The organism is Bacillus sp. z60-11, assembly GCF_046464135.1.
GTDB classification, from domain to species: Bacteria; Bacillota; Bacilli; order Bacillales; family Bacillaceae; genus Bacillus; species Bacillus sonorensis_A.
In genome coordinates this window covers 60,185-79,115 of the sequence record NZ_JBIYSN010000005.1, presented here as the reverse complement: position 1 = coordinate 79,115, position 18,931 = coordinate 60,185, and the positions used below count along the sequence as shown (strand labels likewise).

General features: G+C 48.9%; 18 protein-coding genes. 11 read left to right on the top strand and 7 right to left on the bottom strand.

The window, feature by feature from the left end; translation table 11 throughout:
* Nucleotide 1 precedes the first annotated feature (1 nt).
* Nucleotides 2–1,222, bottom strand: a complete 1,221-nt coding sequence (locus ACINLD_RS15020; RefSeq protein ID WP_026588782.1) for a cytochrome P450, cyclodipeptide synthase-associated — start codon at nucleotides 1,220–1,222, stop codon at nucleotides 2–4.
* A complete protein-coding gene (locus tag ACINLD_RS15015; protein WP_026588781.1) occupies nucleotides 1,219–1,968 on the bottom strand; it encodes a tRNA-dependent cyclodipeptide synthase in 750 nt (249 codons plus the stop codon). The genes ACINLD_RS15020 and ACINLD_RS15015 overlap by 4 nt, the downstream gene beginning before the upstream one ends.
* Before the next feature lie 479 nt (nucleotides 1,969–2,447).
* Here ACINLD_RS15015 and ACINLD_RS15010 point away from each other — a divergent pair, with 479 nt between their 5' ends.
* A complete protein-coding gene (locus ACINLD_RS15010; RefSeq protein WP_026588780.1) occupies nucleotides 2,448–3,671 on the top strand; it encodes an MFS transporter in 1,224 nt (407 codons plus the stop codon).
* 18 nt (nucleotides 3,672–3,689) lie between these two features.
* Here the strand turns inward: ACINLD_RS15010 and ACINLD_RS15005 are convergent, their stop codons facing one another.
* Both ACINLD_RS15005 and ACINLD_RS15000 read right to left on the bottom strand, forming a co-directional pair.
* Nucleotides 3,690–4,889 (bottom strand): MFS transporter, encoded by a 1,200-nt coding sequence (locus tag ACINLD_RS15005; RefSeq protein WP_277691664.1) that lies wholly within the window; start codon nucleotides 4,887–4,889, stop codon nucleotides 3,690–3,692.
* A 201-nt stretch (nucleotides 4,890–5,090) separates the two neighbouring features.
* A complete protein-coding gene (locus tag ACINLD_RS15000) occupies nucleotides 5,091–5,612 on the bottom strand; it encodes a hypothetical protein (protein ID WP_026588778.1) in 522 nt (173 codons plus the stop codon).
* A gap of 246 nt (nucleotides 5,613–5,858) precedes the next feature.
* Here ACINLD_RS15000 and ACINLD_RS14995 point away from each other — a divergent pair, with 246 nt between their 5' ends.
* The 10 genes from ACINLD_RS14995 to ACINLD_RS14950 all read left to right on the top strand — a co-directional run bounded on the left by ACINLD_RS14995 (nucleotide 5,859) and on the right by ACINLD_RS14950 (nucleotide 15,857).
* Nucleotides 5,859–7,925 (top strand): bifunctional aldolase/short-chain dehydrogenase, encoded by a 2,067-nt coding sequence (locus tag ACINLD_RS14995; RefSeq protein WP_410207054.1) that lies wholly within the window; start codon nucleotides 5,859–5,861, stop codon nucleotides 7,923–7,925.
* A 51-nt stretch (nucleotides 7,926–7,976) separates the two neighbouring features.
* Complete coding sequence (locus ACINLD_RS14990; protein ID WP_026588776.1) at nucleotides 7,977–8,345, top strand: sensory rhodopsin transducer; 369 nt, start codon at nucleotides 7,977–7,979, stop codon at nucleotides 8,343–8,345.
* A 16-nt stretch (nucleotides 8,346–8,361) separates the two neighbouring features.
* Nucleotides 8,362–9,582, top strand: a complete 1,221-nt coding sequence (rhaI, locus tag ACINLD_RS14985) for an L-rhamnose isomerase (protein ID WP_026588775.1) — start codon at nucleotides 8,362–8,364, stop codon at nucleotides 9,580–9,582.
* A complete protein-coding gene (locus ACINLD_RS14980; RefSeq protein WP_410207053.1) occupies nucleotides 9,579–11,045 on the top strand; it encodes a rhamnulokinase in 1,467 nt (488 codons plus the stop codon). Before rhaI ends, ACINLD_RS14980 begins: the two co-directional genes overlap by 4 nt.
* A 77-nt stretch (nucleotides 11,046–11,122) precedes the next feature.
* Nucleotides 11,123–11,884, top strand: coding sequence for a DeoR/GlpR family DNA-binding transcription regulator (locus ACINLD_RS14975; protein ID WP_409444279.1), 762 nt, complete (start codon nucleotides 11,123–11,125; stop codon nucleotides 11,882–11,884).
* An 82-nt stretch (nucleotides 11,885–11,966) separates the two neighbouring features.
* Nucleotides 11,967–12,518 carry a DJ-1/PfpI family protein gene (locus ACINLD_RS14970; protein WP_026588772.1) on the top strand — a complete coding sequence of 184 codons (552 nt, stop codon included), beginning with the start codon at nucleotides 11,967–11,969 and terminating at the stop codon, nucleotides 12,516–12,518.
* Between the two features lie 119 nt (nucleotides 12,519–12,637).
* Nucleotides 12,638–12,943: a metal-sensing transcriptional repressor gene (locus ACINLD_RS14965; RefSeq protein ID WP_026588771.1), complete on the top strand. Its 306-nt coding sequence runs from the start codon at nucleotides 12,638–12,640 to the stop codon at nucleotides 12,941–12,943.
* 55 nt (nucleotides 12,944–12,998) lie between these two features.
* Nucleotides 12,999–13,208 carry a copper chaperone CopZ gene (copZ, locus tag ACINLD_RS14960; RefSeq protein ID WP_409444277.1) on the top strand — a complete coding sequence of 70 codons (210 nt, stop codon included), beginning with the start codon at nucleotides 12,999–13,001 and terminating at the stop codon, nucleotides 13,206–13,208.
* Between the two features lie 79 nt (nucleotides 13,209–13,287).
* On the top strand, nucleotides 13,288–15,723 hold the full coding sequence (locus tag ACINLD_RS14955; protein ID WP_410207052.1) for a heavy metal translocating P-type ATPase: 2,436 nt from the start codon (nucleotides 13,288–13,290) through the stop codon (nucleotides 15,721–15,723).
* Nucleotides 15,720–15,857 (top strand): hypothetical protein, encoded by a 138-nt coding sequence (locus tag ACINLD_RS14950; RefSeq protein ID WP_179115647.1) that lies wholly within the window; start codon nucleotides 15,720–15,722, stop codon nucleotides 15,855–15,857. Before ACINLD_RS14955 ends, ACINLD_RS14950 begins: the two co-directional genes overlap by 4 nt.
* A gap of 419 nt (nucleotides 15,858–16,276) precedes the next feature.
* On the opposite strand, the gene ACINLD_RS14945 is transcribed toward ACINLD_RS14950, so the two are convergent.
* Genes ACINLD_RS14945 through ACINLD_RS14935 form a run of 3 tightly spaced genes read right to left on the bottom strand, consistent with a single transcriptional unit; the run spans nucleotide 16,277 to nucleotide 18,836 of the window.
* On the bottom strand, nucleotides 16,277–17,206 hold the full coding sequence (locus tag ACINLD_RS14945) for a metal ABC transporter substrate-binding protein (RefSeq protein ID WP_077735583.1): 930 nt from the start codon (nucleotides 17,204–17,206) through the stop codon (nucleotides 16,277–16,279).
* Between the two features lie 26 nt (nucleotides 17,207–17,232).
* Nucleotides 17,233–18,093, bottom strand: coding sequence for a metal ABC transporter permease (locus tag ACINLD_RS14940; RefSeq protein ID WP_026588767.1), 861 nt, complete (start codon nucleotides 18,091–18,093; stop codon nucleotides 17,233–17,235).
* Nucleotides 18,093–18,836 carry a metal ABC transporter ATP-binding protein gene (locus ACINLD_RS14935; protein ID WP_026588766.1) on the bottom strand — a complete coding sequence of 248 codons (744 nt, stop codon included), beginning with the start codon at nucleotides 18,834–18,836 and terminating at the stop codon, nucleotides 18,093–18,095. The genes ACINLD_RS14940 and ACINLD_RS14935 overlap by 1 nt, the downstream gene beginning before the upstream one ends.
* Nucleotides 18,837–18,931: the final 95 nt, after the last annotated feature.

Here is an 18,931-nt window from a genome sequence, read left to right as displayed (position 1 = left end):
GCTAACGTTTTTGATCAAACAATATTCGAAGTGAGACGGGGCCGCGCGTATACAGACCTGTCTCGCGGTAAACGAAGTCTTTCTCCAGCTTAATGTTCCGCATATGGTCCAGGACGATGTTTGCGACAATCTCGATTTCCGTCTTGGCAAAACCGGCTCCTACACAATTGTGGACGCCTGAACCAAATGCGAGATGCCGGGCCGCGCCGCTGAATGCGCTTTTGATATCAAGATCGCCGCGGTGGATGTTGAATTCATCCGGCCGTTCAAATGCCTCAGGATCGCGGTTGGCGGCGCCGATCATACAGAATACAGTCGTTCCTTCCTTCAGTTTGACACCGCCGATTTCCGCGTCTTGAGACAACTGCCGCGGTATCAGCTGAACCGGCGGCTTATAGCGCAATGTCTCGGCAATCGCTTTCGGCAAAAGTGTACGGTCTAAAAGGACAGCGTCCATTTGCTCGGGATGGTGCAGCAAATGGTAGATCATCAGCGCGAGCGTCTTGTCAGCCGGTTCTGTAGCGGCAAGCAGGATGTTGAGGATCAGCGCGCGGATATCCCTGTCCGACATGGCCACACCTTCGTAATCTGAAGTACAGAGAATGGATATTAAATCTTGTCCGGGATTTTCGCGCCTTTCCGCGATGATTGGATTCAAATATTCAGCAAGCTGTTCGCTGCAAGTCAGGGAATGCTTGCGGTCTTCCGGCGACTGATTCAAACTGGTGATGAAATCGGCGACCCCGCTGTGCCAATGTCTGACCGTTTTATGATCAGTCTTGTCCAAACCTAAAATGTCCATTGTGACGCAAACAGCGAAGGTTTTGCCAAAATCGTTGACAAGGTCGATCCGCCCTTTGTCCAAATGCGGCGCCAAAAGCCTTTCGGCGTTCTCTTTGATGAGCGGAGTAAGGTGATCAAGGGATTTGCCCATAAAACGGCGCAGCACAATTCTGCGTTTCGCCGCATGTTCTTTGCCTTTCATCTGCGCCAGTACAGGTCCGCGCATCACAGGCTCCGCCCGTTTGGCGAGCGATTTCGTCGTAAAGACGTCCTGATTCTGAAGCACGTGGCGGACATCCTGATATCGGCTGATGAAATAGCTGTCAAGCGATTCTTCATAATGCACGGGATCTGATTCGCGAAGGTATGAGAAATATTTGTACGGATCCTCATGGTATTGTTCAGACAACACGCTGAATGTTTTAAGCGATTGATTCATACTCGTTCCTCCTGCATGTTTTTAGATTCCATGCTGCCGTCCGGTTCGGAAACCATCAGATACCCTTGATTCGGGCGCATTCTGACGGCAAATTCATTTCTTGAAATCCGTTCACCCAGCTTCCAGGGCCGGTGGTAAGCAAGAAGTGTTTCTTCCACGCCTAAAATATCCGGAGCGCCGATGAAAAACGGAAGCTCGGCAATGACGTATTCAACTGCAAGATTCAGCATGGCGTCATTCACATCTCCAATGGCAAGCTGAGTCCCGCGGGCTCGTCCAAGGATCGCCGCATGGGACATGTCCAAGCATGCCTGGCGGAAATGCGGCTGCTCGCTAAAGGCGTGCTCAACTTCCTGACGCAGGCTAATGTATGCGGTCTGTTCTGCAAAATCCGAGAATGTATGGATCGCTTCCGGGTTTCCGCCGTGCGCCACGAGCGCTCTTTCAGCAAATCTTCTGTTTCGGGAGACCTCTTTTCTCACCTTTCGTTCGGCTTTTCCTTTTGGAGTGCCGAGCGCTTCAAGGAGGTTGGCGGCTTCCTTACCCGCCAGAAGGACGGAAACATCTTGAAATTCATCGAGCGCCCAGCCGATGAGACGGTATATATAGTCGTCAGAGAATCGGCTGTTAAAAGGGCTGATCCCAATTAAAACATGGCGGCGGCGCGTCAATATTTCATGGCAGTTTTGAGACAGCGTCTCTGTTTTGAATAAGCTGTGCTTGCTCTCAATCATAAGCTCTGTCATTGATTTCCTCCTTAGCGGATATAAGATTTTAAAATCAATGATGCATCGTCATACGGCTGATCGAGCTGGGAATAGGCTGATTTCGTTTCGGCATAAATCATGAAGAAAGTGTGGGGGTATGGACATTTGTTCAAGTGAAACATAAAGGTTTACTAGTAAACAATAGTCATTTTATCCCTAACTTTTCCAAGTGTCAACACGATTCTATGCAAAAATATGAAAATATTCGCAATATACCTCATTGAAACTGAGCATATGTAATTAGATGTAAAGCGGGATTCTTCATGATTCAAGGTGTCTTCGCTTGAAGAGGACGCAAATATAAAAGGTATGTAAATAGACGTAAAAATTGTTAAAAATCCCATCGTTGACATTTATTATTGGGGAGGTTACAATTAATTTTGTTAACTGGTAAACAAAAGTTGTGAAAGAAGATCATATTGTTCACGAATAAACAAAATAAGGCAGGCGGTTTTCAAATGAAACCCTTGAAATTAAATTCTTCTTTTGTCTTGTATTTAGTGTGTATGAGCGCGTTTTTTGCTTCATTAAATCAAAATATTTATTCACCTATCATTCCTTTGATTAGAGATTCGTTTCACGTTTCGGTTGCGATGGTGAATTTGTCCGTTTCCCTATTTATTTTCATTACAGCGGTGATGCAGATCATTCTTGGCTCGCTTGTCGATTTTAAAGGTGCGAGGTTTGTTGTGATCGCAAGCATTATCCTGACCGTCATCGCCACGATCGGCTGTGCCGCCGCTCAGGATTTTACTTCGTTTCTTATCTTCAGGGTGCTTCAGGCTGTCGGGACGGCAGCGCTTCCTCTCGTCGCAGCCACGACGATCGGCCGATTGTTTGAAGGAACGAAGCGGGGCAGTGCAATGGGTACTTATCAAATGCTGCTTTCCGTAGCGCCCGCAGCGGCGCCGATTCTGGGCGGCTTCATCGGCGAACGCTTTAACTATCCGGGTATTTTTTGGTTTTTGGCCGTGCTGTCCGTCATTTTGTTTTTGGCGAACGCGTTTTTCTTTCCGCGGGAGAACGGAAGAAAGAAGACGAACCTGACCGTAAACAAACTATTGTCACACTACAGGGACATATTCAAAAACAGGACGGGGAACGCGATTCTCATTTTAAGCTTTTTCATTTTTTTCATTTATTTCTCCATCATCGTTTATTTGCCGATTTTATTAACGGACAGGTATCACCTTGATCTGAACATCGTCGGTCTTCTTTATTTGCCGGTAGCGGTCAGCACGATTGTCGGCAGCATACTGTTCAAATCGATTCAAAAGAAAGTAAAGCTCGGACGCCTGTTTTTGTACGGCAATTTAACGGCGGCCGGAGGCATCGTGTTTTTCGGCTTTACGCATACGTTCTCACTTGTTTTCATGTCCGTCGCCCTGGTCCTTTTCGGCATCACAATGGGGCTCATCCCGCCGCTGTTCTCGACGATGATGACGAACGAATTTGAGGAAAGCAGAGGCAGTGCGATGGGGCTGTTTAATTTTATCAGATATACGGGTATGGCCGCAGGACCTGTCCTGTCGGGGATTTTTTTAGAAAGGCTGTCATCGGTTTTTGTATTTGGCTGTTTCGGAATCGCATATGCGGCCGTCAGTCTGGTGATGTTGATGGCTGTGCTGAAAACGCGGCAAACAAACACAACAAAACAGCATGAAAAAGCTGCCAGATCATGAGTCTGGCAGCTTTTTTTGTCACATTCGCTCTGTTTCCCACATCGCTTTCGTCTGTCTTTTTTCAGACGCATAAGCAAACATCGTCAGCATCAGGCCGCATAAGGTCATCAGCGCACCGCCTGTGGCAAGGTATGTGTAATAGCCGGACGCATTGAGAATGAGTCCGCCGATCCATGCCCCAAGCGCATTGGCCAAATTAAAAGCCGCAATGCTGACAGAAGTGGCAATCGTTGTTCCGTATTCGGACGCGGCCACGACTTTTGTTTGCAACAGCGGCACCGTTCCAAAGGCACCTGCCCCGAATAAAAAGGTAACGATGATGGCGCCGGCCGGATGTCCGGTTACAAAAGGAAAGACGGCAAGGATCGACATCAATGCGATCATCACGCCGATCATCGTGCGGGTTAATAAATGAAACGGAACTTTCCCCGCATAGAAATTGCCGACGACACCGCCAAAGCCATAAGCAAAAAGGGAAGCGGTAATCCCAAGGCTCCCAAAGCCGGCTGAGTGCCTCAGCATCGGTTCGATAAACGTATACGCGATGAAAACGCCTGAATAGCCGAAGATCGTAATGGCAAAAGAAAAGAGAACCTGTTTATTTTTAAACACACCCCATTCGTGGATCAGTTTTGGCACTACTTTTGGCTTTCTGTGCGGCACGGTCATAAGAATGCCGATAAAACCGATCAACCCGAGGCATGCGACCATCGCAAAAACAACCCGCCAGTTGAAAAGGTCGCCCAAAAAAGAACCGAAAGGAACGCCCAGCATCAGTGCGATGGTCAAGCCGCCATTCATGGAGGCTGCGGCGGCAGCGCGTTTTTCAGGCGGCACCATTTCGCTGACGAATACCATTGTCGTCGCAAAAAATGCGCCATGGATGGATGCGGATAAAATTCTGGATATCAATAAAACGGTGAAATTTGGCGCAAATATACTGAGTGTATTGGCTATTATAAAAATCCCCATCAAGCCCAGCAATACCGGTTTGCGCGGCAGTTTCACCGATAAGATCGTCACGATCGGCCCCGTCAGACAAACGCTTCCCGCATAAGCCGTGACCAAAAGGCCGGTGGAAGAAATCGGGATAGAGAGATCGTTTGAAATAGAGGTTAATATGCCCATCACAACGTATTCCGTAAAGCCGATGGAAAACGTGCAGATCATAAAAATCATGATGATCAGTTTGACTGGTGTGTTGTGTTTTCTGTTCATCGCTATCCCTCCTCTTTAAAAACATGAATTTATATATTAAAAAATGAAAAGGAGGATTTCAAGAGCCTTATGCAGCCGAATGTCTTCTGCCGAGCTAACGGCTGGCGGCAAAAAAAGCACTGACAAGAATGTCAGCGCTTTCCGCGAATTTCAATTTTTTTATTTTGGCTGCTTGGTCTTCTTTACATGCCCGTCTTTAGATCAATTCGATCTGACCAGGACGGAAGACACTTCATCATTCCACGTTCTCGATCCGTCGCCGACCGGCCCCAGCAGATTATACAGACCGCCGGTGTTGGCGAGCGCAAGGGCATTGCCGCCGCCATTGGCATCGATGTAAACATATGTGTAATTGCCGTGAGGATGGGTTCTGACAGATGAAACGGCATCATTGGCGTTTCCGGCAAGGTTGGTCATGACATTGGCATATGCCTGAATGGACCATCCTCCTCCGTTGATGTTTTCATAAAGTGTACTGTAAATCCGGTCTGCCGGGAAAAATTTGTGTTTCGGTTTTACGGGATGCTGTTTGACATATTGGTCAAATGCGATTTTGTTGTTAAAACTAACGGCCGTCTGTGTGCCATCTTCATCTTGAGTAAGTACTTGATAATGTGAAATCTTCTTGTTCCCCTCTTTAGCCTGTGCGCTGTGTTGGACGCTTCCGAACAGCACGAGACCGAATAGGCTGAGAAAAGCGAGCAGTCTGACAGCAATTTTCATGTTTAAAACCTCCTTATTTTCCACACGTCTTTGGTGTGGTCTATGCAAGGTTACTATAAGTAATGATAGATTACAATATATACCATGTAAAATAATTCTATTTTCTTACGGAAATATAAATTATGATATGTTGTTCCTTGTTTAACAAAATCGCGCGTTAAAAAAACGCTTACAAAATAAATCAATATATGATACTCTAAAAACAAAAATATTCAAAAATAAACAAACGAAAACGGAGTGATTGATATGGTGGAATATTTATGGTCTGATGAGAAAGCTGCCGAATGCACCGGTCTTGCTGAACTCGTGTACCGCTCCAACCTGATCGGCTCTGACCGTTCGGTTTGCAACTGGGGCGGCGGCAATACTTCGATGAAAACGGTAGAAAAAGATTTTCGCGGCCGTGACATTGATGTGATGTGGGTCAAGGGCAGCGGATCAGACTTGGCGGCCATGACAGCCGAGCAGTTTACCGGATTGAAACTCGACGACATTCAGCCGCTGATCGAGCGCGAGCATATGACTGACGAAGAAATGACAGCTTATCTATCCCATTGCATGATCGACGGCAGACACCCGCGGCCATCGATTGAAACGCTTTTGCATGCTTTTCTGCCCTTTCCGCACGTGGACCACACACATCCGGATGCCATCATCAGCATTTGTTGCGCTGAAAACGGGAAGCAGCATGCAGAAGAGATTTTCGGCAGCCGTTTTGTATGGGTTCCTTATGTACGGCCTGGATTTGCTTTATCCAAAATGATCGCCCAAGGGGTGAAGAACAACCCGAATGCGGAGCTTGTGCTGATGGAAAAGCACGGTCTTGTCACATGGGGCAAAACGGCAAAAGAAAGCTATGATCAGACAATTGCCGTGATCAGGGAAGCGGAAGCGTATATTAAACGGCGGTCAGCCGAGACTCAACCGTTCGGAGGCAAGGCGTGTGATGCGCTTCCGGCTGATGAACGAAAGCGCATCTTTGCAGACATCATGCCCGTTATCCGCGGCCTTGTCAGTGATCAAAAAAATCTGCTCTTGACATGGAGCGATTCGGATGAAGTGCTGGAATTCGTGTCAAGCAAACATGCTCCGGCGCTTTCACAAATCGGCGCCGCCTGCCCGGATCACCTCGTTCATACAAAGCGCGTTCCGGCATACATCCCGTGGAACCCGTCTGAAAACGACTCAAACCGCCTGATTGAATTGATCAAAACAGAGATCGCCAGATTTAAAGATGAATATAAAGCCTATTTTGAGCGAAACAAGCAGGAAGGAGACCGCATGTTTGAACCGGCGCCGCGCGTCATCCTCATCCCGGGACTCGGTATGGTCACAACCGGAAAAAGCCTGGCGATGGCGAAGGTGACCAGGGATTTATACCATCGGGCGATCGCCGTCATGAAAGGGGCGGAAGCCCTTGGAAACTTTGTTTCTCTTCATGAAGAAGAGTCCTACAATGTTGAATATTGGCCGCTTGAACTTTATAAGCTGACACTTGCTCCGCCGGAAGCCGAATTTTCCCGCAAGACGGCCTTTGTGACGGGAGGAGCTGGAGGAATCGGCAGTGAGACGTGCCGCCGCCTTGCTGCTGAAGGAGCGCACGTCATCGTCGCTGATATTAATCAGGAAGGTGCAGAAAAAACGGCGGCGGAGATTAATGAACAGTACGGAGGGGAGCGGGCGGCGGCCGTCCGGCTCGACGTGACGAAAGAAGAGGAAGTGCGGCAGGCTTTCAAAACAAGCGTCCTCAAGTACGGGGGAATCGACATTCTTGTCAATAATGCGGGGCTTGCCACATCAAGCCCGCTTGATGACACGAGCCTTGAAGAATGGAATCTGAATATGAATGTGTTGGGAACAGGATATTTCTTAGTCGCCAGAGAAGCTTTTAAACAAATGAAAAAACAAAATAACGGTGGAACCATGGTGTTCGTCGGCTCCAAAAATTCCGTCTATGCAGGCAGGAACGCTTCGGCATACAGTTCCGCAAAAGCGCTGGAAGTCCATCTGGCGCGGTGTATCGCCGCCGAAGGCGGAGCGTACGGAATCCGCGTGAACTCCGTTCTTCCTGATGCCGTTCTTCAAGGATCGGCGATCTGGGATTCGAAATGGCGTGAAGAAAGGGCGGCCGCTTACGGGATTGAGCCGGACCGTCTTGAGGAGCATTACCGGAAGCGGACGGCTCTGTCCGTCAATATTTATCCCGCTGACATTGCTGAAGCGATCGCTTATTTTGCTTCGGATAAGGCGGCAAAAACAACTGGGTGTATGCTGACGGTTGACGGAGGCGTACCGGCTGCATTTTCAAGATAATCGAAAAAGCGGCCTGAGGGCCGCTTTTGAAGACAAAGGGGGAAAAGGGAGATGAAAGGTGAAAGGCATTGGATCATACCGGACGGCTTTATCCCGCCTCAAAGCTCCGGGAGTCTCACCAGCCATGAATCGATTTGCGTTTTGAATTGCCATGAGGAGGATGCGGAGCTTCACATCACAGTCTATTTTGAGGATCGGCCGCCGCTTGAGGGGATGGTGGAGACGGTTGGCGGCAGAAGAACAAAACATATCCGCACAAGCTCGCTGGAGACATCGGGAGCGCGTATTCCCGAAAATGTTCCTTATGCCATTGAGATTGAAAGCAATCTGCCCGTTATCGTCCAGTACAGCCGGATGGATACAACACAGCCTGAACTGGCTTTAATGTCGACAATGGCGTATCCGCTACCAATAAAATAAAGGGGATGGGTGTACAATGAGTGATCAATCTTACGCTTTATTTGAACAGCAGCAGAAAGACAGGGGGATCAGCCTGACGGAAGCAATCGAAAAAATGAAAGCGCTTAAAATCGAAACGCCTTCATGGGGGTACGGAGATTCGGGCACACGTTTTAAAGTGTTTCAGCAAGAAGGTGTGCCAAGAGATCCTTTTGAAAAAATGGAGGATGCCGCAGTTGTCCATAAGCTGACTGGCGTTTGTCCGTCCGTTGCCATCCATATTCCATGGGACAGGGTCGATGATTATGCAAAGCTGAAAGCACACGCCGAAGATCTGGGTGTTGCGATCGGGGCCGTCAATCCGAACCTGTTCCAAGACGATGACTACAAATTCGGCAGCATTACCAATGTAAAAACGGAGATTCGCAAGAAAGCGACAGACCATCTGCTTGCATGCGTGGACATCGCAAAACAAACCGGCTCAAAGGAAATCAGCCTCTGGCTTGCCGACGGAACCAACTATCCGGGGCAGGCTGACATGAGAAAGAGGAAAAGCTGGATGTATGAATGCCTGAAGGAAGTGTACGCGGCGCTTGCTGATGATATGCGGCTTCTGATTGAGTATAAATTTTTTGAGCCGGCTTTTTACCATACCGATTTGGCGGACTGGGGCATGGCCTTCAATCTGGCGCAAAAGCTCGGTCCAAAGGCTGATGTGCTCGTCGATACCGGCCACCATCCGCAAGGAACGAACATTGAACATATTGTTGCCTATTTACTCGATGAGCAGCGTTTGGGCGGCTTTCATTTCAACAGCCGCAAATATGCGGATGACGATTTAATCGTCGGCGCCCACAATCCGTACGAATTGTTTCTCATTTTTTATCAAATTTTAGACGCCTCCCGCGATACTGACCCACATGTGAGGAGGAAAGCGGAACAGATTTCCTACATGCTTGACCAATGCCATAATCTTGAGCCGAAAATCCCGGCTGTGCTGCGCTCGGTCGTCAATGTACAGACCTATTATGCAAAAGCGCTTCTCATCAATTTTGAAGAAGTCAAAGAAGCGCAGGAAAACCACGATGTCCTTGCTTGTGAGGCGGCGGTGCGCGAAGCTTTTGAACTGGATGTGAAGCCGCTTCTTCATGCCGTACGCGAGGAGATGAATGTCCCGGCCGATCCGCTGAAAGCCTATCAGGAAAGCGGATATGCCAAAGAAATCCTCGTGCGCGGCAAAGGCGGTGCAAGCTGGTGACAATCTTGGCATTTGATCTCGGGGCGGGCAGCGGAAGAGCTTTTGCAGGGTATGTTGACGACAGCCTGATCAAAGTGCGGGAAATTCACCGTTTCGCAAATGAGCCCGTTCAAGCGGGGAAGCATCTGTATTGGGACATTCTCCGCCTCTTTCATGAAATCAAACAAGGGGTGTTGAAAGCGAAAAACGGCTGCGGCCGAATCAGCTGCATCGGGATCGATTCCTGGGCGGTTGATTTCGGCCTCCTTGATCAAAACGGAGAATTGCTGGGAAATCCTTATCATTACCGCGATCCCCGCACAGAGGGTGTGATGGAGGAAGTATTTGAAAAAATAAGAAGGGAAAAGATATTTGCACATACGGGCATTCAGATGCTGCCCTTCAATACGATGTTTCAGCTTTACGCGCTGAAACGGGCGAATTCTCCACTCCTCGAGCGCGCTGAGACGCTTTTAATGATCCCCGACTTGCTCCGTTACTTCTTGACAGGCGAGAAAAAAAGCGAATGGACCAATGCGACAACCACCCAGCTGTTTAATCCGACAATCTCCGGCTGGGATCGTGAACTGATCAGCCGCCTCGGTCTTCCGGCTGCGATTTTCCCAAACGACATCCTCAAACCCGGAAGTGAAGCAGGGCGCCTTACATCATCTGTATGCGCAGAATTGGATGTTCCGGCAGTGCCGGTGATCGCGGTCGGTGAACACGATACGGCTTCGGCGGTTGTCGGCGTTCCCGCGGAAACGAAAGACTTCGTCTACTTGATCTGCGGGACGTGGTCGCTGATCGGAACGGAGCTCGACAGGCCGATCATGAGTAAGGACGCTTTAGACTGGAACTTTACAAATGAAGGCGGTGTCGGCGGGACATTCCGTTTCCTGAAAAACATTATGGGATTATGGCTTTTTCAGCGCTGCCAAGCCGATTGGGAAAAAAGGGGGCTTATGTTTACGAACGAAGAACTTGTCAGGCTTGCCGGACGGTCCGCTCGTTTTAAAGCGGTGCTCGATCCTGATGACAGCATGTTTCTCAATCCCGTCAATATGCCTGAAGCGATTCAGACCTACTGTCGGAACACAAACCAGGAGGTGCCGGAAACGCCTGGAGAGATCATCCGCTGTGTCCTGGAAAGCCTTGCGTTCAAATACCGTTTTACCTTGGAGCGGATCGAGCGGCTGACCGGAAAACAGTACGAAGGGCTTCACATGGTTGGGGGAGGCATTCATAATGAGCTGCTCTGCCAGTACACGGCGAATGTATTGGCCAAAAAGGTCTGGGCGGGGCCTTCCGAGGCGAGTGCGATCGGCAATGTTGCCGTTCAGGCGATGGCGCTTGACATGTTTTGGGATGTTCAGGAAGCGCGTCATGCCATTAAAGCCTCCTTTCCGCAAAAAACGTACACACCTGAAGATGTGCGGGCCTGGGAAGCGGCTTATCAACATTATTACGAACATATTCTGTAGCGTCTCTTCCCGCTGAACCGCTGATGCGCTATCATGGAGAAAACAGTGATTTTTCAATAGAGGAAGGAAGTAAACGGATGCTTGTAGCTGAAAGACACCAAAAAATCGTTGAGCTTGTCAATCTGCGTTCGAGCGTGCGCGTCACCGAGCTGAGTGAAATTTTCTCCGTCACGGAGGAAACGATCAGGCGCGATTTAGAAAAGCTTGAAAAAGAAAACAAGCTGAAAAGAAGCCATGGGGGCGCCGTCAGTGTACAGACCGAGGAAGCCGAGATTCATTTTCGAAAACGGGAGATTACAAACGTCGCGGAAAAGAAAATGATTGCCTATGAAGCCGTCAAGCTTGTGGAAAGCGGGGAACGGATCATCCTCGATGCCAGCACGACGGCGTGGTATATGGCCAAAACGCTCGGAAACATCCCGCTGACCGTCATTACGAATTCAGTCAGAGTGGCGATGGAGCTTGCGAAAAAAGAAAAGATAACGGTGATTTCCACCGGAGGGATGCTGCTTCCTGAATCGATGTCATTTGTCGGGCCTCTGGCGGAACGTTCCCTTGATTTGTATCACGTCAACAAAACGTTTCTCTCATGCAAAGGCGTCGATCCCGAGAGCGGCTTAAGCGATTCAAACGAATGGCAGGCCCTCTTGAAAAAGCGTATGATCGACATCGCCGACCAGACGATTTTAATGGCGGACAGCAGCAAATTCGGCAAGCGGGCATTTTCGCAGATCGACCGGCTTCACGACGGATATCACATCATCGCGGATTCAGGGATCGATCAAGGAAGCCTCGAAGAGCTGAAGGAGAAAACCGAACAGATCACCATTGTCGGCTAAATCAGGTCTGAGCACTTTGGTTTTAAATTACAGCCCGATTCAGATAAAATAGAAGAGTAAAAAAAGAAAGGAGATGTTTTTGATGGCGAAGAAAGTGTTGATTGTAACAGGTGACGCTGTGGAGGCATTAGAGGTGTATTACCCTTATTACCGCTGTCTTGAAGAAGGTTTTGAAACAACGATTGCCGCGCCTAAAAAGAAAAAAATCCATACGGTTGTTCATGACTTCTTAGATTGGGATACATATACGGAAAAACCGGGCTATTTAATTGATGCGCACGCTTCATTTGACGAGGTCGACCCTTCCGAGTATGACGGCCTGATCATCCCCGGCGGACGAGCGCCTGAGTTCATCCGGATGTATGATTCCTTATTAAAGATCGTCGCCCATTTCTTTGAAGAAAATAAACCTGTCGGTGCCATCTGCCATGCGAGCCTGATTTTCACAAGCCTGAGAGAACATCTGAAAGGCCGTGAGCTGACGGCTTACATTGCCTGCAAACCTGAAGTTGAAGCGGCTGGCGCGACATACATCGAAGAAAAGCTGCATGTGGAAGGAAACCTTGTTTCAGGACACGATTGGTCGAATCTTCCTGAGTTTATGAGGGAATTCTTCAAAGCATTAAACAAATAAAAGCGAAACAGACACACCCCGCAGTCAATGCGGGGTATCTTTTTTTAGACATGTTTCCTTTTGCATTTTATAATGGTAACAAGGTTGTGGCAGACTATAACTGAAAGAGAGGTGTTCCGATGTCAGAACATCATGATGATCATATGCTTAACCCTAAAAGTTCCAAAGAAAAGGAACAGATCAAAAACCGCTTGAAAAGAATCGAGGGACAAGTCAGAGGTATTCAAAACATGATTGAAAACGACCGCTATTGCGTCGATATTTTGGTGCAAATCTCCGCCGTTCAGGCGGCCATGCAAAAGGTGGCTTTCAGCCTGCTGGAAAATCATACACACCACTGTGTAGCCAACGCCGTGAAAAAGGGCGAGGGAGATGAAGCCATTGAAGAGCTTCTCGATGTATTTAAACGGTTTTCAAAATCATAACGTATTGAAATACCCTACAGGGGTATGGTAATATAAAATCAAGGAGGTTTTCAATATGGAACAAAAAACGTTGAAAGTCGAAGGAATGTCTTGCAATCATTGTGTTCAAGCTGTTGAAGGAAGCGTCGGCGAGCTTGGCGGCGTTGAAGCGGTAAAGGTGGATCTGGGCGCCGGCACTGTCGAAGTTTCTTTTGACTCTGACATTGTATCGCTGAAGGAGATCGTTGATACCATCGAGGATCAGGGGTATGATGTCGCAAGCTAGGAAAAACGTTCGCGCTTTATCAAGCGCGGTTTTTTCTGCACTGAATATACCTGTTAGGGGTATATAAGGAGTGATAAACATGGATGGACAAAAGGAGGCCACACTGCAAATATCCGGCATGACGTGTGCAGCATGTGCAGCGCGGATTGAAAAAGGGCTGAAACGGCTTGACGGAGTTGAAGACGCAAATGTGAATTTAGCTTTGGAAAAATCCAAAGTCGTCTATGATCCCGCTCAAGTCGATGTCGGACAGCTGGCTGAAAAGGTGGAGTCGCTCGGTTATCAAGTAGCTGTCGAAAAAGCCGAATTTTCCATCTCGGGCATGTCATGTGCGGCTTGTGCAAACCGGATCGAAAAGCGCCTCAACAAACTGCCTGGCGTCAAAAGCGCCGCCGTAAATTTCGCGCTTGAAACGGCTGCAGTCGAATACCATCCCGGCGCGGTTTCTCCGGAAGATATGGAAGAAGCTGCACAAAAGCTCGGCTACAAGCTGGAGTTGAAAAAGGACCGCACCCGGGACAGCTCGGCCGAGCAAAGAGAAAAAGACATTGAAAATCAAACAGGCAAATTGATTTTTTCCGTGATCTTGTCTTTTCCTCTCCTTTGGGCAATGGTCAGCCATTTCAAATTCACGGCTTTTATCTGGCTGCCGGACATGTTCATGGATCCATGGGTGCAGTTCGCTTTGGCTACACCGGTGCAGTTTATCGTCGGCAGGCAGTTTTATATCGGGGCCTATAAAGCGCTCCGCAACAAAAGCGCAAACATGGATGTGCTGGTTGCGCTGGGGACGTCGGCCGCTTATTTCTACAGCTTTTATTTAAGTATTGAAAGTCTAGGACGCGGCCATCACGCCGAAGGCCTCTACTATGAAACGAGCGCCATTCTTCTGACACTGATTATTTTAGGAAAGCTGTTTGAAGCGAAAGCGAAAGGCCGCTCATCAGAAGCGATCAAAAAGCTGATGGGGCTGCAGGCGAAAACGGCGACCGTTGTCAGAAACGGCGCGGAAATCACGGTGCCGATTGAAGAGGTTTTAGCCGGTGATATCATGCATGTCAAACCGGGGGAAAAAGTTCCCGCCGACGGAGAAATCGTCGAAGGACGTTCAGCCTTGGATGAATCGATGATTACCGGTGAAAGCATCCCTGTTGACAAAACGGTTGGAGACACGGTGATTGGCGCCACCATCAATAAAAACGGATTTATCAAAGTCAAAGCCGAAAAAGTCGGCAAAGATACCGCTTTAGCGCAAATTATTAAAGTGGTGGAAGAGGCGCAAGGATCAAAAGCGCCGATTCAGCGCCTGGCCGACCGGATTTCAGGAGTATTCGTGCCGATCGTTGTGGCGATCGCCATTGTGACGTTTATCGTTTGGTACCTTTTGGTGAGCCCCGGAGAATTCGGGACAGCGCTGGAAAAATTGATCGCGGTGCTTGTAATCGCGTGTCCTTGTGCGCTCGGGCTGGCGACGCCGACTTCGATTATGGCGGGGTCCGGCCGCGCCGCTGAATACGGCATTTTATTTAAAGGCGGCGAACATTTGGAGACGGCCCACCGTTTGGAGACGATCGTGCTCGATAAAACAGGAACCGTAACAAATGGAAAGCCGCAGCTGACCGATGTCCGTCCGGCACCGTGGATTGAGGAAGCACAATTTCTCAAACTGGCCGGTTCGGCGGAAAAAAACTCCGAGCATCCTCTTGCCGAAGCGATTGTTGAAGGAATCAGCGAAAAAGGGATTGAGCTGACAGGTCCTGAAAGCTTTGAAGCGATACCCGGATACGGTATTGAGGCGGTTGCCGGCGGCCAACCGATTTTGATCGGTACAAGACGCCTCATGGAGCGGCATGATATTGACATTCATGAAGCAAGCACCGAGATGGAAAAGCTTGAAAGCCAAGGAAAGACGGCGATGCTTGTCGCTGTTGACGGACGCTATGCCGGGCTGATTGCCGTGGCTGATACGATCAAAGATACGTCAAAAGCGGCTGTCGAAAGGCTGAAAAACATGGGGCTGGAGGTCGTGATGATGACCGGCGACAACCGGAAGACGGCTGAGGCGATTGCGGCTGAAGCGGGGATTGAGCATGTGATTGCCGAAGTTCTCCCGGAAGGAAAAGCAGATCAGGTGAAAAAGATCCAGGCGGAAGGCAAAAAAGTCGCCATGGTTGGCGATGGAATCAATGATGCTCCGGCACTGGCGGCGGCCGACACCGGAATGGCGATCGGAACCGGAGCAGACGTCGCCATGGAAGCAGCCGATATTACCTTGATCCGCGGCGATTTGAACAGCATTGCGGACGCGATCGGCATGAGCAGGCTGACGATCAGAAATATTAAACAAAACCTTTTCTGGGCGTTTGCTTACAATAGTGTCGGCATTCCGTTTGCCGCTTTGGGGCTTTTGGCGCCGTGGATCGCCGGAGCGGCGATGGCCTTCAGTTCAGTGTCGGTCGTGCTGAATGCGCTCAGGCTGCAAAAGGTGAAACTGGAATGGAGGAACCCGTCGTGAACAATAAAAGAGTGCTCATCTGGGCGGTTTCAGCGATTGTATACGTCGGCATCGTCATCGGCGTATACACCATCTTCTTCAGCCAGAATTCCGCTCCCGCAGAACATTCGAGCCATCAATCAGAAATGAAATGACATCTGGATGTTGAACCGGACGCCTGCAAATCAGGAAGGCGTCCGGTTTTTTGTGATTTAATATTTGCCATCACTCATGCACATCAGAATTTTTTCTTCTGCGATTTTTTCATCTCTTCTTTGGTTTTCTCGGGTCGTTTGCATCGGGATGCTCCTTTACATAGCGCCGCAGCTGATTGGAAAATGCCGTTCAGAATCGCTGAGCGTCTGATATATGTCAGAAGTCATTTGAAACAGGCCGCCTTTCATCTGAAAACCTCCTTTTATAGTTCTATTGTATCGGTTTGCGAGAGAGGATGAAGAAAAAATCAGGATACGCTATTTTTGAGGGGCAAGCCTGGCAAGATCGTGGGGCGGGCTCTGAAAGAGATGGAAACAAGCATAAAAAACTGCTGTACTTGATGTACAGCAGCGCAAGTTTATTCGGCGAGCCCTTGATGGATCCGGTCGAGGTTTTCTTTCATCATATCATAATATGAATCTCCGGCTTCCCCCGGTTTTCCGATGGAGTCTGTGAAGACTTTTCCTTTGATCGGCACGCCGGTTTCCGCGGACAAGCTTTCCATGCTTCGCGGGTCAACGCTTGTCTCAACAAATAACGCCGGAACGTCCCTTTTCTTCACCGTGTCGACGATTCTTTTCATCTGGCCCGGTGTCCCTTCATTTTCGGTATTAATCTCCCAAATATAATTGGCGTCGACACCGTAGGCCGAAGCGAAATATTTAAAAGCGCCTTCGCTTGTCACGAGGATGCGGCGTTCTTTCGGGATGTCTTTGAAGCGGTTGACGGCATCGTCATGGAGCTTTTGCAGTTTTTCGATATAGGTTTTCGCGTTTTTTTCATAGTCTTCTTTATGATCAGGATCGTTTTTGATCAGCGCGTCTCTGGCATTTTCGGCATATCGAATCCCGTTTTCAATATCGAGCCAGGCATGCGGGTCTTCTTCCGTTTCTTTTCCTTTAGAGGTGAGGTGCTTTGCTTTGACCCCTTCGCTCAGCTTGTAGACTGGGGCGTCATCGCCCGCTTTTTCAGCCGTTTCAAGCAGCTTGTTGAACCAGCCGTTGCCCGTTTCCAGGTTCAGTCCGTTATAAAAGACGATATCGGCATCCGTCGTTTTTTGGACGTCTTTTGGAAGCGGATCGTATTCGTGCGGATCTGTGCCGACCGGTACAATGCTGTAGACATCAATGTGGTCACCGCCGACATGTTTGACGATGTCATAGAGAATGGAGTAGGTGGTGACGACTTTCAATTTTCCGTTTTCACCGCTGCTTTCCTTCGATGAGCAGCCGGCGGCAAAAAGCATGACCACAGCCGCCAAAATCGCAAATGTTCGCAAGGTTTTCATGAATTGTTTTCCCCCTTTATGTTCGATTAATGTTGAAGCTCTGCCCTTTTTCTTCTTGACTTCAAAGATCTCCACAGCACGCCCTGTTTTGGTGAAAACGTAAAGGCAAGACCGAAGAGAATGGTGGCCACCAGTACGATCGCCGCTCCTGATGAGAGGTTGTACGTGTAGCTTAAACCGAGACCGATGACGGCTGACAATGCGCCGAAGAATGCGGCCATATAGATCATCACCCAAAGCCGGTCCGTTAATAAATAAGCGGTGGCGGCCGGTGTGATCAGCATCGCGACGACGAGAATAATGCCGACGGTCTGGAGAGACGCGACGGTGACCAGTGTTAAAAGCGTCATTAAAAAGTAGTGGATCAGCCGGTTCGGCAACCCGTAGACGGCAGCCATCGTCGGATCGAAAGACGTGATGAGCAGTTCTTTATAAAATAAAAAGACCGCTGTGAGAATGATGATGCCGATGACGAGCGTGGTCCACATGTCTGATGAACGGACGGCCAGGACGTTGCCGAACAAAATGTGGTACAGGTCGCTTGAGCTTTTCACAAGTGTGATCAAGATAATGCCGATGGCGAAAAACGCCGTAAAGACGATGCCGATGGCCGAGTCGTTTTTAATCCTGCTGTTTTGGCTGACATAGCCGATTCCAAGTGCCGTCAGAACCCCTGTAAAGACGGCTCCGAAAAAGAAATTGACGCCGAGCATATACGAGATGGCGACACCTGGGAGGACGGCGTGGGAAATGGCGTCACCCATCAGCGCCATCCCCCGTAAGATAATAAAGCAGCCGATCACACCGCAGATGATCCCCACCATCATCGAAGTGAACAGCGATTTTTGCAGAAAGGTGTAGTCCATCAAGCCGCTGATAAATTCCATCAGATGGCCCCCCTTTCTGTTTGCAGAAACGGAAGCTGCGATTCATAAGCTTTCATCATGACCTCGGGCTTGAGAATGTCGGTGACAGGGCCTGTTTGAATCAGCTTTTTGTTCAGCAAAATTAATTCGTTGAAATAGCTGTCCGCCTTGCTTAAATCGTGATGGACGACAAGGACGGTTTTTCCTTCGTCACGCAGTTCCTTTAAGATGGCGATAATCATGTCTTCGCTTGTGACATCAATGCCGACGAATGGTTCATCAAGGCAAAACAGCTCCGCATTTTGGGCGAGGGCCCGCGCGAGGAAAACGCGCTGCTGCTGTCCGCCCGACAGTTCGCCGATCTGACGCTTGGCAAATGACGCCATCCCGACTTTTTCCAGGCAGTGGTATGCCAAGTCTTTATGGCGCTTTTTCGGGCGGCGGAGAACACCGAGTTCAGGGTATGTTCCAAGCAGAACCGTATCGAGCACATTGATGGGAAACGTCCAATCCATGTCATTCCGCTGAGGGACATAGGCGATTTTTTTGCGAACGTCTTTAAGCGGTTTTCCCAGCAGGCGGATGTCGCCTTTATCCTTCGGAATCAGCTCCAGTACGGCTTTTAATAGCGTTGATTTTCCGGCGCCGTTCGGTCCGATTATACCGGCCATTCTGCCCTGGCTGATTGAGAAAGTGATATTGTGGAGCGCTTCAGTGCCATGGTATGAAACATATAAATCTTTTACAGTGATTGCGGGTTTCATAGTGTTCATTAACCCCTTTCTATGTCTATATCAAATTTGACCTAAATACAATATTTTTATCTTAGTAACTTTTTATTACCTTAGGCTATTTTTTT

Coding starts and splice junctions, on each gene's coding strand:
- ACINLD_RS15005 (WP_277691664.1), bottom strand. CDS start 4,889: ATGAACAGAAAACACAACACACCAGTCAAACTGATCATCATGATTTTT.
- ACINLD_RS15015 (WP_026588781.1), bottom strand. CDS start 1,968: ATGACAGAGCTTATGATTGAGAGCAAGCACAGCTTATTCAAAACAGAG.
- copZ (WP_409444277.1), top strand. CDS start 12,999: ATGGAACAAAAAACGTTGAAAGTCGAAGGAATGTCTTGCAATCATTGT.
- ACINLD_RS14965 (WP_026588771.1), top strand. CDS start 12,638: ATGTCAGAACATCATGATGATCATATGCTTAACCCTAAAAGTTCCAAA.
- ACINLD_RS15020 (WP_026588782.1), bottom strand. CDS start 1,222: ATGAATCAATCGCTTAAAACATTCAGCGTGTTGTCTGAACAATACCAT.
- ACINLD_RS14990 (WP_026588776.1), top strand. CDS start 7,977: ATGAAAGGTGAAAGGCATTGGATCATACCGGACGGCTTTATCCCGCCT.
- ACINLD_RS14945 (WP_077735583.1), bottom strand. CDS start 17,206: ATGAAAACCTTGCGAACATTTGCGATTTTGGCGGCTGTGGTCATGCTT.
- ACINLD_RS14995 (WP_410207054.1), top strand. CDS start 5,859: ATGGTGGAATATTTATGGTCTGATGAGAAAGCTGCCGAATGCACCGGT.
- ACINLD_RS14935 (WP_026588766.1), bottom strand. CDS start 18,836: ATGAAACCCGCAATCACTGTAAAAGATTTATATGTTTCATACCATGGC.
- rhaI (WP_026588775.1), top strand. CDS start 8,362: ATGAGTGATCAATCTTACGCTTTATTTGAACAGCAGCAGAAAGACAGG.
- ACINLD_RS14955 (WP_410207052.1), top strand. CDS start 13,288: ATGGATGGACAAAAGGAGGCCACACTGCAAATATCCGGCATGACGTGT.
- ACINLD_RS14940 (WP_026588767.1), bottom strand. CDS start 18,093: ATGGAATTTATCAGCGGCTTGATGGACTACACCTTTCTGCAAAAATCG.
- ACINLD_RS14975 (WP_409444279.1), top strand. CDS start 11,123: ATGCTTGTAGCTGAAAGACACCAAAAAATCGTTGAGCTTGTCAATCTG.
- ACINLD_RS14970 (WP_026588772.1), top strand. CDS start 11,967: ATGGCGAAGAAAGTGTTGATTGTAACAGGTGACGCTGTGGAGGCATTA.
- ACINLD_RS15000 (WP_026588778.1), bottom strand. CDS start 5,612: ATGAAAATTGCTGTCAGACTGCTCGCTTTTCTCAGCCTATTCGGTCTC.
- ACINLD_RS15010 (WP_026588780.1), top strand. CDS start 2,448: ATGAAACCCTTGAAATTAAATTCTTCTTTTGTCTTGTATTTAGTGTGT.